Source organism: Butyrivibrio sp. INlla14, assembly GCF_900102515.1.
Taxonomy (GTDB): Bacteria; Bacillota; Clostridia; order Lachnospirales; family Lachnospiraceae; genus Butyrivibrio.
Window position 1 is genome coordinate 16438 of the sequence record NZ_FMVS01000020.1, and the last position, 17027, is coordinate 33464.

Consider the following 17027-nt stretch of genomic DNA (forward strand, 5'->3'; position numbering starts at 1 on the left):
AGTTTCTTATGAAAAAGAGTCACAAAATAATCCAAGGAATGGGGGAAGTATGAAAAAGTTAAAAAAAATGGGGAAGGTGTTTTTATCTTTTCTCTGTGCAGTCGTAATGACTGTGTCTATGTTTTTTCCAAGTATTACTGCTATAGCGGCAGAAGAAAACGGTCAAAGTGAACTTAGTGTAACGGAAGTTAAATACTCTGAAGGAGCCATTGTATTTAGCTTTAATGTTAGTGGAGATGAGCTCTATGCGGTAGTTCAGCAGGGGCTAAAGGTATTGGTTGGAGAAAAAGAAATCTCCTATGAACCAAATTACAGCTATTATGGTTCCAACGAAAAGGGAACCTATGTAAAAAATGGAAACAGCATATTTTTTTATCCTTCTGATTTTGAAGAAGGTGAAAATATTGTAACTTTATCCACAGAGTCACAGACACTTAAGGTTGGTGTCAAAAAGACAGTTACGGGAACAGATTTTTTTGGTTATCCAAATGACTATGATATAGAGCGTTTTGATGTTCCGTCTGAGGAGCCAGAACCAGCCGGAACGAAAGCTCTTTTTATAAGGCTTGTAGGCTCTTTTGAGTCCAAGATGGTTGGAGAAGAGGATGTTGATGCCATATCTGGCGCAACTTCAGTTTCCTACCTTCCAGAGAATACTAATTCTGTTAAGCTTCAGGCGGCACTTGTAGATTATGCATCTGAAATTGGTCAGGTTAGTGAAGAAGACTGGCATGAGCTTAGCTATTTTAACCAGGAGGAAGGCGGAGTCAGGGTTAATGATGATCCAACAAAGACAAGGGTAGTTATAGAACCCGAGTGTCCTGGAGTAGAGGGTAGCTATAACATTTTTACAGGAGATGTTATCTTAAGCGGCAAGCCGGAAACAGCTGGCGTATATAAGGTATACGTGGAGTTTACTGATACAGAGGGAAGATCTGCAGTAAGTAATCAGGTTGATTTTACAGTTAATTCAACAGATGAAAAGCTTTGCGAGTGCCTGATTCTTGCAAACTGCACACAGACAGCAGACGGCAAGTATATTTATGACCAGAATCCATGGTATATCAGGGATTTTGGCGCAGAAACAGTTGTAGTTCCAAAAGAAATAAAGGCCTGGTATGGATCTCACACTCTTGGAACATATTCTGAGGTAGGCGAGATCATTTCTCTGACAAATGGTCAGGAGCCCAGGCAGACTCTTGTAATTCCTGAGGGCTGCGACCTTACAATGGTCAATGTAAGGGTACACAGCGGTGTCAGGATCATAGTTCAGAAGGGCGCCAGGTTTTCAATTAGACAGTCTACACTAGAGGGAATTGTTGAAGTCGAAAATGGCGGTTGTTTTTCCTGTGATTACGTAGACTATGGCGAGAATAAAGGCTTTATCTATGGATCAGCCATAAATGGCCAGTTAAGGCTAAAGGATGGCGCAACTATCGAAAACGCAAGGATCATCTCTCATACAAACTATTCTGCAAGGGATGATGAAAATAGAAGAAATCAGGAGCCAGTTGTTACTGTTGAAGGCAATGTAAATGTAAAAGGCGATGTATACATCCTTGCAGATGAAGCACCAAATGGCTCTTACGGCCAGACAGGGCTTCTGGTAAAGGGAACCCTTAACATTCCAGAGGGCTCAACAGTTGCTATATATGGAGGTGGAAGTTCTAATCTTACAGCCCAAGGCGGCGATGCAATCGTGATGGATGGTGGGCTTATCCAGGGAGATGGAAACCTCATTGCAGTTGGCGGCTTTGGAATGAATCTTACAGCAGACAGAAGCCTTTTAGGTGGCGGCGCTGCTGTTTCTGGAAATGGTAACTTAGATGTTAGGAACATATATGTAGAAGGCGGATCTAGCTTTGATGCCCAGGTAGAGCCAGTTCAGGGAAGTATCAATGTATCTACAAGATCATCAGTTACTGCAAGATATGGTAAAACAGACGGTACAACCAGTGAAAAATATTGGCATGGCACAGGGGATAATAATACAGTTCCAGATAAAGAGCTCTATTTCCAAAATGCAGAGACTTCAGAGACAGAGCCTGAAGATCCAGTGGCAGATGAAAAATCATACAAGGACGGAACCTATATTGGTGTTGGTCAAGGCAAAAAAGGTGAGATAAAGCTTTCTGTTACTATTAAAGATGGGCAGGTAGAGAACCTGAAAGAGCTAGAACAGCAAGAAACACCAGGATTCTGGGAAAAGGCTAAGGCTCTTTTAGAAATAATTATCTCTAAGCACCCAAAGAATACAGAGGTTGATTCTATAGATGGTATAAGTGGAGCGACATTAAGCTCTAATGGAATCAAAGCTGCAGTCAAGGACGCTTTTGATCAGGCTGCCAAGGCTGCCGAAAGCGAAGAAGACACTGATATTAGTGGTGTCACTCTGCAGGGAACAGGAACCTGGAGTGATCCTTACCAGATAGGCAGTGTAAAAGAGCTACTAAGATTTGCACAAAACGTAGATGAGGGAACAAACTACTCAGGTGAATATGTTGCTTTAACAAAGGACTTAGATCTTTCTAAGATAGAGAACTTTAATGCTATAGGAACCGAAGATGGTTTTGACATTTTTGCTGGAAACTTTGATGGCCAGGGACATGTGGTCAAAAATGTAAATATCAAAGCTGAAGGTGCATCAGCTGCAGGCTTTTTCACAGCTCTTAATTCAAACGCCAGCGTTAAAGATCTAAAGCTTGAAAATGTTCATATAGAAGCAACAGGAGACTTCAGTTTATACGTAGGAATTCTGGCTGGTAATATTAAAAAATCAGCCGTTATCAATCACTGCCGGGTTACAGGCCAGGTTGACTTAAAGTCAGACTCATGCACCATAGAGGCCGGTGGTATAGTCGGAAATATGATGCTGAAATCCGCAGTTTTAAACTGCTACAGCGATGTGAAGATAAGTGCTGAACTGGCAGATGGAATCACAGCAGATTTAGGCGGAATTGCCGGACTTTCCAAGATGAATGCGCTTGTATTAAACAGTGCAGCAAAAGGCGAGATTGTTGCACAGGCTAGCGATAAAGTGCAAGCTGGCGGAATTATTGGTAATGCCATGGGTAAGACTCAGAATGTGGTAGCAGCCGTAGATGTCCAGAGTACTGGCACAAATGGAGCTGTTTTTGGCGTCCTGGATTCATTTGGTTTTGCGCAGGATTACTATGCAATGGGAACAGGGCTTAAGCCTGTCGGAAATACTGATGAGGCTGTATATGAAGGATCTCTTTCAGTGCAGCAGCTTAATTCCAATATTTCCAGCCTGCATAAGACTTATAACTCCTATGATTTCTATAAATGGGAAGAAGTAGATAGCTTTTTTAGGCTATCAGATGAACCATGGCATGAGGTTGTAATAGACGCATCTATATTTGAGGGCGGTCAGGGTACAGCCGATGATCCTTACAGGATTGCGACAAAAGAGCAGCTTGTAGCCTTTGCTTCATCATTGGATACAGAAATTTTGTATGATGGCAAATATGTTGAACTGGTAAAAGATATAGATATTTCTGATATTGCAAACTGGGAACCAATCGGCGGTTCGGAATTTGCATTTAATGGAACCTTTAATGGAAATGGCCACACTATATCAGGGCTTAAGGAAGGAACAGCTGATGCGCCTAGAAAGCTCAGCACAAAGCTTTCAGATTTCTCTAATGCTATAGGTCTTTTTGGAACTCTTGGCGTTGATGCTGTTGTTAAAAATGTTAAGCTTACAGGCGTTGAAGTGTATGTGTACCGTGACGACGCAAGCTTTGTGGGCGGCATTGCAGGATATATGCAGGGTCTTACCGATGAAAGCTCCAGAAAGGGAGCCATTATCGATAACTGTTATGTTCAGGGCAGGATATATTCTACAACACATGAGAAAAACGCCTATGTAGGCGGAATTGCAGCACGTCAGTATAAAGGAGCAATCATCAACTGCCACACTGACGTTGATCTTAGGTCCACTGTAGAATACGGTGAATCCATAGCTTCAGTTGGTGGCATAACAGGTATGACTAACAGAGGACTTGTTGCAAACTGTTATTCTACAGGCAAGTACTTTGGAAGCATGGCTCGTGATATCGAGAACGAAATAGAAGGAATGTCTTCTGTAGGCGGTCTTGTGGGAGTTGATGCAGGAGATCTGGTAAACAGCTATTCAAGCGGTGATACTGTATCAGAGCACTATAGCATTTATACCGGAGCTGTAACAGGTTGGGTTACCGGAATTGGTAAGGCTTATCAAAGCTACTACGATAAGACGAAGACTATGACAATTGCTGGAAGAAAAGAGGCAGAGGTTCAGCCCTATGGAACAAAGACTGTAGGCGGTGTCAATGAGGAAGGCGAAGCTTACGAGGGCGGTGTCGTAGATGGACTTGAGTCATTTACAAAAGAAAATTATGCGGGCATTGCCTATAAATTAAACGGCAACTTTAGTTCTTTTGCCATCGATGTGACAAAGTATGGTCTTGGCAGCAATAGTCTTAGAAAATGGACTTACAAGGACGAAGCTGTAGTACTTACTGATGAATACGCAGCTATCACCTACGTTCAGCCTGAAGCTGAGAAGGTGCCGCAAGTTCCACTTGTTATGAAGGATGGAACCTGGTACGGAAGAGACAGTAAAGCCATAGTCACTGTGAAGATCGTGGTAAAAGATGGAAATGTTATCTCAGAGGAAATCCTTACAGGAAGCAAGGACGATACAGAAAATTACGAGAAAGCCAGGGCAAGAGCAGAGAGCAAGGCTATCTACGGTGACAGAACAGGGTACGGCGCTGGAAACCCGGCAGTCTTTGCTGGCGGAGATGGCTCCAGGGAAAATCCATATCTGATTGCCGATGAACATCAGCTTAGGTATATAGCAGAGGCTATCTGCGAGGATGAAACCTGGGAAGGCAAATACTTTAAGCAGACAGAAAATATAGTCCTTTCAAACGAAGATTTTATGCCTATTGGCTTTGCTATAAAGGCAAAGATAAAGGGTGATCCTGTGTTGTACAGTGCATATCCCTTTAGAGGTAACTTCGATGGTGCAGGACATACTATAACTGGACTTAGAATTGGTGAACGCACAAATCCTGCAGCAATGTATACAGCGGCGATGTTTGGCTTTACAGGCGGTGACTATGAGTCAAACCTGGCATACGGGGATGATGTCCTGAAGGTTGAACTTAAAAACATCCATCTAAGAGATGTGTTTATCAATAATGAAGTACCTTACGATACATATACTGCGGGACTTGTTGGAACTGGCCAGAACGGCGTGTTTATCGATAACTGCAGCGTGACTGGTAAGATTGCGGTGAAAGCCGATGATATAGCAAGTAGAGGTGCAGGCCTTGCAGCCAGCATGTTAAGGGGCCTTGTTACAAACTCCTGGACAGACGTAACTATAAGTGCGATCACTGAGGATGGTGATGTGTATGCGGGTGGTCTTTTTGCTGTGACAAACCGTATTAATGCCATTAACTGCTATACACTTGGCGATGTTTACGGGACAGCTAATACCAACAACAAGGTCCATATTGGCGGACTTGCAGGCATGGCAGGCGCATTCCAGTACAACTGCTATGCGTACGGGAATGTAACTTCCAGCAGGCCAACTATCGATATCGGTATAGCTGATGGAAGAATTGCAAATGTAGCCTATGACAGAAACTGTTATTTTAATAGTGATGCAAGACTTACAGAAAACGGCGTTGTGCTTGAGAGTGTATACACCGGAGCTGACGGAACAGGAAGCAGCAAGGATACTACATTTGCAAGGACAAAAGAAGAAATCGGCAGGCAGGCTTTTGCTGATCTTCTCAACAAAAATGTGGACAATGTGGTCTCTGAACTTGAAGTTTCTGATGAAGAACTTGGCGGAATCATGAGCATATATTATAAAGGAGGCCCTGAAGGACTTAGAAGATGGGTGATTTCAGAAGGCAAGGCAGTATTTGCTGATTCTGAGGCAAAAGAAAATCCTAAGGAGCAACCTGGAAATTCAGGAAATCAGGGGAATGCTGGTAACCAGAGCAGTTCTGATAATCAGAGTGGCTCACAGGATGCACAAGGCAGCGGATCTTCAACTAGTGCACCTGCAGGAAGTATCTCAGGCAGCAATACAGCGAAGGCAAATGCATCCAAGGCTAGTGGTCAAAATGCTTCTCAGGCTACAAGTCCTGCTCCAAGCACAGGAAACAGCACTGTACTGGGAGCAAAGAGAGGAGCAGATAAGAAAAAAGATTCTGGAAAGGCTTCAGAAAATGTTAAAGCAAGTGAAAATGTGAGAAATGATGCAGCAGATGCTGAAAATTCAGGCGTTGATACTTCTGCCAGCGATATAGCAGATAACGATGCCGCTGCATATGAGGCATCAGTTACAGAAAAATCAGAGAGCGGTGCATTGGACAGTGCCGTGGCAGATATTTCAAATGAGGATGTTCCACTTTCACAAGAAGTTGGAACCAAGAATCCTGTTAGTCCTATAGCTGTGTTAGTTATAATTATTCTGGCCGGTGGATTCGTGGCTGGCGGAGTAGTTATAAAGCAGCGACTTGTACGATGAGACAATAAATAAGTTTCTTGCAAAGAAGCAGAGGAAGCCTGCGAAAAAATGAATCATAGGATTGTCAACCCAACTCAACAGAAGGGTTGACAATCCTTTTCTTACATGTTACCTTCTATTATGCTTGATAAAAAATATAAGACATAAGGAGAGTAACATCATGAGTAATACAAGCGCAGTTGCTGGTAGAAGCAACGCTAAGGTTTTAGATTTGGTTTACATATCAATTGGAGCAGCTCTTATAGCTATTTGTTCATGGATCAGCATTCCTACAGCAGTTCCATTTACACTCCAGACATTTGCAGTATTTTTTGTCCTTTTACTTCTTGGAGGTGAGAGAGGGACTATTGCAACACTTATATATATATTACTTGGTGCGGTGGGTGTTCCAGTATTTGCAGGATTTAGCGGTGGCATAGGAGTTCTTCTTGGAAGCACAGGCGGATATATCATCGGCTTTTTGTTTATGGGACTTATTTACATCGTCCTTACAAGAGTATTTGGTAAGAGCCTTGCAGTTAAGATAATCGCACTTGTTCTGGGCCTTGCTGTTTGCTACGCCTTTGGAACCGTCTGGTTTATGTATGTTTATACTAGAAACACAGGAGATGTCGGAATCATGGCAGTTCTCTCATGGTGTGTATTCCCATTTATCCTTCCAGATCTTCTCAAGATGGCTCTGGCATTTGTCATTGCTAAAAGAGTTGAACCTGCAATAAAATAAGTAAACTGAATAACCCCCCAGGGGGCTTATATTTTGTTTTTTGATGTAATAAACTCTTATTTGCGAAAAAAGCAGATAGGAGTTTTTTATATGAAAAAGAAAGTATTGGGATTGGTATTGGCGGCTGTAATGGCTGTCGGAGTAGTAGGATGTGGAAATAGCGCTTCTTCAGAACCAAATATTTTGAAGACAGCAGCATCTTTTGCTTATGCAAGCCTTGATGTTCACAAGGAATATTATGGCTGGTACACATCAATTTATGGTGTATCTGAGGCTCTTTTTAAGATGGATGAGAATATGAATGCAGCTCCTTGCCTTGCAGAGGATGCTAAGGCTGATGGAAGTGTATGGACCATCACTTTAAAGGATGGTGTTGCTTTTTCAAATGGAACACCTCTTACAGCTGATATGGTTATCAGAAACCTTCAGAGAGTTGCTGAAGTTAATGAGAGATTTGCCTACGTTGCAGACTTCAAGATGACTGCAGTTGATGACAAGACAATTGAGATTGATACAGGTGATGTATATCCAACACTTAGAAACGAGCTGGCAAGCCCTGAGTTTGGAATGGTAGACCTTGATGCTACAACAGATTTTGACAATGATCCAGTTTGTACAGGACCATTTGTGATTTCTAAGTTCCAGCCAGAAGGAGATGTAGAAGTAACTAAAAATACAAATTACTGGGGTGGAGATGTAAAACTCGATGGAGCTATTTTCTACTATATGCAGGAGGATGATCCAAAGCTCCTTGCTATGCAGAGTGGAGAAATCGATTGTTACAACAGTGTTTCATCTGCAGCACTTACTGTTTATGAGAGTGAGCCTGACAAGTACAACGTGGTTTCTATTCCAGGTGCAAGACTTCAGTATTACATTCTTAACGAGAACACTCTTGATGCTTCTGTACGCGAAGCTATCAATTTAACTGTTGATAAGGAAAAGATTGCCAGCTACTTATCAGGAACTGTTTCAGCTGCAGTAGGACCATTTAATACAAATGCTGCATATGGAAAGGTAACTGTTCCAGCAGTAGATACAGCCAAGGCAAAAGAGCTTCTTGAAAGTGACGGATATACACTTGGAAGCGACGGTTTCTATGAGAAGGATGGCCAGAAGCTTACCATCAGTATCAAGTATTATGCTGCAAGATCTCTTGATACACTTGCACTCCTTATTCAGGAACAGCTCAAGGAAATCGGCATTGATTCAGTACTCGGCGTAGAAGAGGATCCAGATGCCACATATATTGCAAACAGTGATTTTGATCTGGCTCTTTATTGCATGATTGCAGATAAGTCTGGTGATCCACTTTACTTTATAGAGTCAACTTTAAAGGACGGCGCATATTATGATTGCGGCGGATTTAATGATGACCACTGCGAAGAGCTTATTAACCAGCTCAAGTTTGAGACAGATACTGCAAAGAGAGCAGAACTTGCAAACGAGATTGTACAGATAGCTATTGATGACAATGCTTTTGGCTACGTTGGTCTTTTCAATAATACAACTGTACTTCGCAAGGGCGTTTCTGGATTTGCAGAAAATATTCCATTTGACTTTTATGGCATTGATGCGGAGACAACTATTGAATGATAAAAAGAGTTATTAAAAAGCTTTTTTGTTTAGTAATAGTACTGGTCATCCTTAGCTTTTTGGTATTTGCACTTTTATATATTGCACCTGGCGATCCTGCTGAAAAAAGACTTACTTCGCAGGGGGTTGCCATTACAAAAGAAGTGCTTGACTCAGAGCGTGAGAGACTAGGTCTTTTAAAGCCATTCCTCGTTAGATACGGGGAATGGCTACTGTGCATTGTAAGGGGAGATTTTGGCATCTCTTTTAAAGATGACATGCCTGTAGCTCCAAAGCTTGTGGCAGGACTTAGGAACACCAGCATTTTGGCACTTACAAGTCTTTTTGTTTCTCTTATTATTTCTTTTCCGCTGGCAATTATTTCAGCCATTAGAAAAGATGGGATCACAGATCATATTGTGAGGCTGTTTTCCTTTGTGGGAAATTCGCTTCCAAACTTCTTGATATCGGTGCTATTGATGTACTTACTGTGCATAAAGCTTAATCTTTTCCCAGTAATTGCAAGTGGTAATATTCAGGGACTATTTATGCCAGTGGTTTCCTTGGCAATTCCTATGACAGGGAGATTTGTAAGGCAGATACGATCTGAATTTCTAAATGAGATGAAGGAAGACTACGTTATAGGCATGAAGGGACGAGGAGTAAGTTGCAGGTACATTATCCTGAATTTAGTCCACAACTGCCTTGGCCATGTTTTTACTATTGTAGCACTTCAGATAGGCTCTCTTATGAGCGGCAGTGTTGTAATTGAGACTATATTCAGATGGCCAGGAATTGGCAAGCTGGTGATGGATTCTATAACAGCCAGAGATTATCCTGTGATAATGGGATTCGTGATCATAATGGGTACTATCTATGTAGTTATCAACCAGCTTTCTGATATTTTATGTCATTATTTGGACCCGAGGACAGAAATTTGAAGAAAAAGAAGATAAAGGCAAAAATAATAGTGGTTTCGGCCATTGCGATAATGCTTATTCTTGTGACGGTTTTTGCGGATTTTTTTGCACCGAATGACCCATATACAACAAGTGCTTCATCCATAAGACTTGCTCCTTGCCTGAAATATCCTTTTGGAACAGATAACCTGGGAAGATGCGTCTTATCAAGGGTTCTTTATGGAGGAAGAACTACGATTGCAGCGACCTTTGCTCTTGTTTTTATTTCCTTTGCCATTGGCGCGATTGTTGGTATGCTGTGTGGCTATTACGGAGGAATCTTTGACAAGCTTCTTATGAGAATAGCAGATATTTTGCTGGCTTTTCCGCAGATGGTTGTGGCTATTGTGGTGGCCGGTATTCTAAATGGGGGTCTTGGTGGAGCAATGATAGCTCTTGGGATAACTATGTGGGTGAGCTTTGCAAGACTTTCAAGAAGTCACACATATTCGCTTAAAAACCAGGATTTTATTAAGGCGGCTCTTTTCGCAGGAAAAAGTGATCTATACATAATTGCAGTTCACATTTTCCCAAACATACTTCCGCCGGTTTTGACAAATGCCCTTACACAGATCGGAACAACTATGATTGGCTTGTCAGGTCTTTCTTTTCTGGGACTTGGTGTTGTTCCTCCTGCTGCAGAGTGGGGATCAATGATAAGCGAGGCAAGGGCATATATTCAGATTGCTCCCTGGGCCGTTTTGTATCCTGCACTTGCCACTGTATTTACTATTATAGTATTTAACTATCTTGGAGATGTAGTAATGGATTATAGAGAGGCCTGAAGTATGGATGAGAAATTACTTGAAATAAAGAACTTAAGTGTTGCATACGATGAGTCTCTGGTAATAAAAAATGTGAACCTGGATATTTACAAGGGCGAAGTTTTCTGCCTTGTAGGGGAGTCAGGTTCTGGAAAATCAACACTTATTAAGTCGATATGCCGCAACAAATATGCAAAGATAACTGGTGGAGAAATCTTCTTTAGAGAACAATGTATTTCTGATATTAAGGATAAGGAAATGGCCAGTTTTCTAGGCTGTAGAATTGGTCTTATTCAGCAGAATCCGGAAGGAGCATTTAATCCCCTTAGAAAACTAAGTGATCAGTTTAATGAAACTGTTAAAAGTCATGGTAAAAAGCTGGACAAGGAAAAGCTTAACAGGATTTTTTCCACCTTGAACCTAAAGGATATGGACAGAATATTGAAAAGCAGGCCCTATGAGCTTAGTGGCGGTATGAATCAGAGAATAGCTATAGCAGCCTCTTTTATCCTGGAACCAGAACTGTTATTGTGCGATGAAATAACAAGTGCTCTTGATGTAACGACGGCCATTGCTGTGACAGACGAACTTCTAAGACTAAAAAATGATATGAACGTAGCAATTGTTCTTGTTACTCATAACCTTGGGATCGCGGCCAATATCGCTGATAGGATTGGAATCATGTATAAAGGGGAAATTGTGGAAATAGGCGCTACCAGTAAAGTGCTCGAGAATCCACAGCATGAGTACACAAAGAGACTGTTACAGGATGTTCCCAAATTAAAGGCGATATAGACAATGACTATACTTGAAGGAAAAAATTTAAGTAAAAAATTCATAGATAAAGACAAAGAGATAGCTGCTTTAAGTGACATAAGTTTCACGCTGGAAGAAGGCGAGATTCTAGGAATTGTTGGAGAGAGTGGATCAGGAAAGAGCACACTTTTAAAGGTTATTTCTGGTCTGGTAGTTCCAGATGAAGGGCAACTTATTTTTAAAGGAAACGAATATAACGGGCAAAAGGCTAGAGATACAGGTAGATTTTTGCAATATATCTTCCAGAATCCCCTTAGCTCTTTTGACCCCAGATTATCGATGGAAAAATCTGTTCTTGAAAGTGGCCGTGGCAAGAAAGATTTAGTAAGACTTTATGGCATTTTGGAAGAAGTTGGTTTAAATAAGGAATTGCTGCAGCGAAAGCCCTCTGAATTATCTGGGGGACAGTGCCAGCGTATGTCTATTGCCAGAGCGCTTTATTCTGGAGCAGACATACTTCTATGCGATGAAATTACTAGTGCACTTGATGTGTCAACACAGGCGCAGATAACAAAAATTCTTCATAATCTAAAGGATAATGGGAAACTATCCGCAATTTTTGTATCCCACGATATTGCTCTGGTGCGTATGCTATGTGACAGAGTGATTGTCATGAAGGATGGAAAGTGTGTGGAGCAAGGAATTTGTGAGGATCTGATCAGCAACCCTCATGAAGAATATACAAAAAAATTGGTAGAAAGCGCCGTTAGGCAGAGCATATAGAGGATTTAGAATGATAGCAAAGCAGTTAATTGTTAATGATAATTATGAATACTGGATAAAGAGAGCTAAAGGCTATTCTGAGGTAAATCAGGAAGAACTTGCCGGAATACAGCGAACTACATGGAAGGATCTTCTTGACAGAGAGATAATGGAGCATTTTAAGCTTTCTCCAGCAGATAGAGCAAATATAAGAATTCTGGATATTGGAGCTGGCCCGGGGTTTTTGTCAATCATTCTGGCTGAACTAGGATATAGCGTTACTGCAGCAGATTTTGCAGAGACTATGCTTGCAGAAGCCCACAAGAACGCGGGAGATCTAGCTGAAAAAATAGTATTCAGAAAAGAAAATGCTATGGATCTGAAGTTTGAAGACGAGGCCTTTGACGTTATTATAAATAGAAATCTTACATGGAACCTTCCTGATCCCGAGAAGGCTTATGAAGGCTGGCTCAGGGTTTTAAAGAAAGGTGGCCTTTTATTTATTTTTGATGCCTGTTGGTATGGATACCTTCGTGATGAGGTTAAGAGAAAAGAGTACTTAAAAGATCGTGAAATGGTCAAGGAAAAAGGCTTTGAAGATTACGATATTGGAGAGAACTTCGATAAGATGGAGGCTATAGCTGATACTCTTCCATTAACTGGAATCCTGCGACCTGACTGGGATAGAGATGTCTTTATGCGCAAGGGAGTCCAGGCAGTAGAGTGCGTAGAAAATATCGGAGAGAAAGTCTATTCAGAAAAAGAAAAAGTAAATTATGCATCTACTCCGATGTTTATGATCAAGGTGGTTAAATAATGAGCGAACTTAAATATATTCCTTTCGAGGAAGAATCTACAGAAATAAAAAACAGGGTAGAAGACTACTGGACTGTGAGAGCAGACAGCTTTTTTGCCCAGAAGCAGCATGAGCTGGAAAGTGAAAAGGCCCAGAAGTGGTTAGAGGCAATCCTTACTAATATTACAGATAGCTTTGGCAATAAGCCGGCTTCTGATATCAAGATACTTGATGTTGGCTGTGGAGCGGGCTTTTTTACAGTCCTTCTTGGAAAAGAAGGCTTTGATGTTACAGGAATTGATCTTACAAAAGAAATGGTATCCAAGGCCAATAAAATGATTGAACTTAATGGCCCTTTTGAAGGTAATGTAAAGGCGATTGATATGGATGCCGAGAATCTTAAATTTGCTGATGAAAGCTTTGATGTGATCGTTACTAGGAACCTTACATGGACACTTCCGCACCCTGTTGATGCATATATGGAATGGTCAAGAGTTCTTAAAAAAGGCGGATTATTGCTTAATTTCGATGCAGAATACGCAAAGGGTGAGCACAATCTTGATAATCAAAACAACCTTGCCCACAAGGACATTAGTAAAGTGCTTAAGGATGAGTGTCATGAGATTTATCACATGCTTACTATCAGTACACTTGACAGGCCAGAGTGGGATATTGAGGTTTTGAGAAAATCAGGTTTCAAGAGTGTGGTAACAAACACTGATTTTTATAAGACAATCTATGATAAGAAAGATGAATTCTATATTCCTGATAAGATGTTCATGATATCTGCACAGAAATAATATAAATCACAAAGGGGAACGAGACATGAGACTGATATTTGTAAGGCACGGAGATCCCGATTACCAGCATGACTGTTTGACTGAGACTGGCAGACAGCAAGCTGCAAGCACGGCTTTAAGGCTTCACGATGAAAAAATAAAGGCTATATATTCATCGCCTATGGGAAGGGCAAGAGAGACCGCAAGTTTTACGGCCAAAGACCACGGGCTTGATGTTCAGAATCTTGATTTTATGCATGAAATCTGGTGGGGAGATAAGGATCCTGACATTGAGGATAGCAGGAAAATCCCATTTGAAGGACATCCCTGGTCTATTGCTTACAAGGCGCTGACAAGTGAGCCTTCTTATGCTGGTGAAAAGTCCTGGGAGGAACACCCATATTTTAAAAACAATATCTGTATGGATTACTTTGACAGGATAAATACTGGAATTGATAACCTTTTACTTCAATATGGACTTAAAAGAGAAGGGGATTTCTACAGATGTGTTCAGGAGAATAGCGACACTATAGCTCTTTTTGCTCATGGAGGCTCTGGAGCCATTCTGTTTTCGCATTTGCTGGCTATTTCTTTTCCTATAGTCCTGACAACACTACCATTTGGGGTTTGTTCAGTATCGATATTTGCTTTTGACGCCATGGAAGGAGAAATGGCAATTCCCAGACTAGAGCTTTTTAACGACATGAATCACCACAGTGGACATAAATTAAATTTCGAAATGTAGCTAGATTAAAAAATAGAGCGCAAATATAGAAAATAAGCATATAATTGGGTTATGGGTAATAATCCGGTTATATGCTTATTTTTTGCAAAGAGTACATTGATTTTACAGGGGTGACGAGGTATGAAAAAAGAATGTATTGATGAAAAATGGACCTTCCGCAGAGGTTTTGTAGACTCTCTTGGAAGTCTAAAAGAAGATCCGGGGATAATTGTTGATCTTCCACACGATGGTATGATTGGAACACAGGTAAGACCTGATGCTCCAGCAAGGTCAGATAGCGGGTATTTTGTAGGAAATCTTACAAATTACACTAAATACGTGATGATTCCAAGGGAATGGGAGAATGAATGCGTTGGCTTATATTTCGATGGTGCTATGATGAATGTCACTGTTGAAATAAATGGCTGCAAGGTAGGAAGTCAGCACTATGGCTATGCGCCCTTTTATGTGGATCTGACAGACTATGTGACTTTTGGAAAAGAGAACAGGATAACTATAAACTGTAATACCAGCATGTATGTAAATTCCCGCTGGTATACAGGCTCAGGCCTATATAGAGGAGTGAAGCTGTGCCATAGTCCCAGAGTACAACTAGTGCCAGATGGACTATTTGTCCGCACCAGAGAAGTTGCTGATGGCTATGCTTTTATTGAGGCGGAGGCTGAAATTGCAAATCGCACTTTGGATAATAGACTGGTTGAGGTTTCTCTTTTTATCTATAAAGAAAATTCGGATGAAAAAGAGTATGCGACAAAGCGTGTTATACAGATAAATTCAGGGAAAAGCCAAGTGGCTAGAATGGCCATAAACTTAAAGAACCCGGTGCTGTGGGACGCTGAAAATCCAAATCTATACAGGATAAAGGTTATAGTAAAGAGCCTTGGCGTGTACAGGACGCATTTTATCCCGGAAGAGACTAAAGAAGCAGATGAAGATGAGACTCTTTTTGGAATCAGGACCATTACTGCAGATTCCATTCGAGGCCTTAGGATAAACGGAAAGACTGTAAAGCTTAAAGGAGGCTGCCTTCACCATGACAATGGCCTTCTGGGAGCAGTATCTCTTTATGCTGCAGAGGAGAGAAAGGTTAGAAAGCTCAAGGAAGAGGGCTTTAATGCTATCAGAACAGCTCACAATCCGCCATCTGCTGCACTTATAGAAGCCTGTGACAGACTTGGAATGTATATCTTTGATGAAGCCTTTGATGCCTGGGGCATAGCTAAGCGAAGCGGCGATTACAGCCAGTTTTTTGCAAACGACCATCACAAGGACCTTACAGCTTTTGTAAAAAGAGATAGAAATCATCCCTCAGTTATTATGTGGTCTACAGGTAATGAAATTCCTGAAAGAGGCGGCCTTAATAATGGCTATTCTCTTGCAACAGAGCTTGCTGAAACAATTAGAAGGCTTGATGGAACAAGGCCTGTCAGCAATGGTATCTGTTCTCTTTGGAGCGGCCTTGATGATGAACTTGTTGGATCAAAGAGCCAGCTTCAGAATACTTCAGAAGGACTATTTGACACCAGCTTGGAGACTATAACAGAGCCCTTTACTAATGGACTTGATATAGTGGGATATAACTACATGGAGGAACTGTATGAGCGAGATCATGAGATGTTTCCTGAGAGAGTGATCCTGGGCTCAGAAAACTTCCCCAAGGAAATAGGCTTTAGATGGCCTATGGTAGAAAGACTTCCTTATGTAATTGGCGATTTTACCTGGACTGCCTGGGATTATCTTGGAGAAGCCGGAATTGGAAAGGCTGTCTATGTAGATCAGGATGATCCTATAGTAAAGACCAATGGATGGGCTCTAATGCCACCTTCTGGATCACCGTATCCATGGAGATGCGCTAATGATGCAGATTTTGACATTACAGGTCACATGATGCCGCAAGGAGCCTACAGAAGCGTGGTGTGGGGCGATAAAAAAACACATGTTTTTTCATATCATCCAGAGACTTTCGGCAAGACAGAAGTGATGACTATGTGGGGATTTCCAGCAGTTTGTGATAGTTGGAACTATGAAGGCTGGGAGAAGAAAAATATAAGACTGATTGTTTTTTCAAATGCGGAAGAGGTTGAGCTTTTAGTTAATGGTAAGTCTCTAGGAAAAAGAAAAGTGTCTATGGAAAGGCCTATGCCTTACTCTGTAATTTTTGATACTGTTTATGAGAAGGGTGAAGTTGTTGCTATCAGCTACGCAGATGGGAAAGAAGTAAGTAGAGACAGCTTAAAGACAACAGGTAAGCCTTGCGGAATTCGCCTTTTACCTGAGAATAAATGCCTTAGAGCTAATGGACATGACCTTGCATATGTAGGCGTTGAGGTGATTGATAAGGATGGTAATGTTGTTCCCGATGCGGAGATAGATCTTAGTGCAGAAGTGACAGGATGTGCATCTCTGGCAGGATTTGGTTCAGCCAATCCAAGGACTGAAGACAATTATACAGATGGCGAGACTGAAAGCTTTAGAGGCAGAGCCATGGCCATTATTCGCGCCGGGATCGAAACCGGAAATGCTACTCTTATAATTTCTGCAAAAGAAAAAGATGGCAGAGAAATATGTAGTGAGCAAATGCCTTTGGACGTCGTTTGAGATAGTATATAGC

General features: G+C 41.4%; 11 protein-coding genes. All 11 read left to right on the top strand.

Going from position 1 to position 17027, the window contains the following annotated elements; translation table 11 throughout:
* Positions 1-49 precede the first annotated feature (49 nt).
* Positions 50-6556: an FMN-binding protein gene (locus BLO53_RS13040; RefSeq protein ID WP_092062437.1), complete on the top strand. Its 6507-nt coding sequence runs from the start codon at positions 50-52 to the stop codon at positions 6554-6556.
* Positions 6557-6716: 160 nt separating this feature from the next.
* Positions 6717-7280 (top strand): biotin transporter BioY, encoded by a 564-nt coding sequence (locus tag BLO53_RS13045; protein WP_092062440.1) that lies wholly within the window; start codon positions 6717-6719, stop codon positions 7278-7280.
* A 90-nt stretch (positions 7281-7370) separates the two neighbouring features.
* The gene (locus BLO53_RS13050) at positions 7371-8876 is read left to right on the top strand and encodes an ABC transporter substrate-binding protein (protein ID WP_026490167.1); all 1506 of its coding nucleotides are present in this window, start codon (positions 7371-7373) and stop codon (positions 8874-8876) included.
* Positions 8873-9796: an ABC transporter permease gene (locus tag BLO53_RS13055; RefSeq protein WP_092062443.1), complete on the top strand. Its 924-nt coding sequence runs from the start codon at positions 8873-8875 to the stop codon at positions 9794-9796. The genes BLO53_RS13050 and BLO53_RS13055 overlap by 4 nt, the downstream gene beginning before the upstream one ends.
* A complete protein-coding gene (locus tag BLO53_RS13060; protein ID WP_242875376.1) occupies positions 9793-10599 on the top strand; it encodes an ABC transporter permease in 807 nt (268 codons plus the stop codon). Before BLO53_RS13055 ends, BLO53_RS13060 begins: the two co-directional genes overlap by 4 nt.
* 3 nt (positions 10600-10602) lie before the next feature.
* Positions 10603-11373 (top strand): ABC transporter ATP-binding protein, encoded by a 771-nt coding sequence (locus tag BLO53_RS13065; RefSeq protein ID WP_092062449.1) that lies wholly within the window; start codon positions 10603-10605, stop codon positions 11371-11373.
* Between the two features lie 3 nt (positions 11374-11376).
* Positions 11377-12117 (top strand): ABC transporter ATP-binding protein, encoded by a 741-nt coding sequence (locus tag BLO53_RS13070; RefSeq protein WP_092062452.1) that lies wholly within the window; start codon positions 11377-11379, stop codon positions 12115-12117.
* Positions 12118-12127: 10 nt separating this feature from the next.
* Complete coding sequence (locus BLO53_RS13075; protein WP_092062455.1) at positions 12128-12913, top strand: class I SAM-dependent methyltransferase; 786 nt, start codon at positions 12128-12130, stop codon at positions 12911-12913.
* Positions 12913-13692 carry a class I SAM-dependent methyltransferase gene (locus BLO53_RS13080; RefSeq protein ID WP_092062458.1) on the top strand — a complete coding sequence of 260 codons (780 nt, stop codon included), beginning with the start codon at positions 12913-12915 and terminating at the stop codon, positions 13690-13692. The genes BLO53_RS13075 and BLO53_RS13080 overlap by 1 nt, the downstream gene beginning before the upstream one ends.
* A 25-nt stretch (positions 13693-13717) precedes the next feature.
* Entirely contained in the window at positions 13718-14416 is a 699-nt protein-coding gene (locus tag BLO53_RS13085; protein WP_092062461.1) for a histidine phosphatase family protein, read from the top strand.
* Positions 14417-14536: 120 nt separating this feature from the next.
* Positions 14537-17014 (top strand): glycoside hydrolase family 2 TIM barrel-domain containing protein, encoded by a 2478-nt coding sequence (locus BLO53_RS13090; protein WP_092062464.1) that lies wholly within the window; start codon positions 14537-14539, stop codon positions 17012-17014.
* The last annotated feature ends 13 nt before the right edge of the window (positions 17015-17027 follow it).

Bases quoted from the DNA above. Each gene is read 5' to 3' on its own strand.
- BLO53_RS13040 (WP_092062437.1), top strand. From the start codon at position 50: ATGAAAAAGTTAAAAAAAATGGGGAAGGTGTTTTTATCTTTTCTCTGT.
- BLO53_RS13045 (WP_092062440.1), top strand. From the start codon at position 6,717: ATGAGTAATACAAGCGCAGTTGCTGGTAGAAGCAACGCTAAGGTTTTA.
- BLO53_RS13050 (WP_026490167.1), top strand. From the start codon at position 7,371: ATGAAAAAGAAAGTATTGGGATTGGTATTGGCGGCTGTAATGGCTGTC.
- BLO53_RS13055 (WP_092062443.1), top strand. From the start codon at position 8,873: ATGATAAAAAGAGTTATTAAAAAGCTTTTTTGTTTAGTAATAGTACTG.
- BLO53_RS13065 (WP_092062449.1), top strand. From the start codon at position 10,603: ATGGATGAGAAATTACTTGAAATAAAGAACTTAAGTGTTGCATACGAT.
- BLO53_RS13070 (WP_092062452.1), top strand. From the start codon at position 11,377: ATGACTATACTTGAAGGAAAAAATTTAAGTAAAAAATTCATAGATAAA.
- BLO53_RS13075 (WP_092062455.1), top strand. From the start codon at position 12,128: ATGATAGCAAAGCAGTTAATTGTTAATGATAATTATGAATACTGGATA.
- BLO53_RS13080 (WP_092062458.1), top strand. From the start codon at position 12,913: ATGAGCGAACTTAAATATATTCCTTTCGAGGAAGAATCTACAGAAATA.
- BLO53_RS13085 (WP_092062461.1), top strand. From the start codon at position 13,718: ATGAGACTGATATTTGTAAGGCACGGAGATCCCGATTACCAGCATGAC.
- BLO53_RS13090 (WP_092062464.1), top strand. From the start codon at position 14,537: ATGAAAAAAGAATGTATTGATGAAAAATGGACCTTCCGCAGAGGTTTT.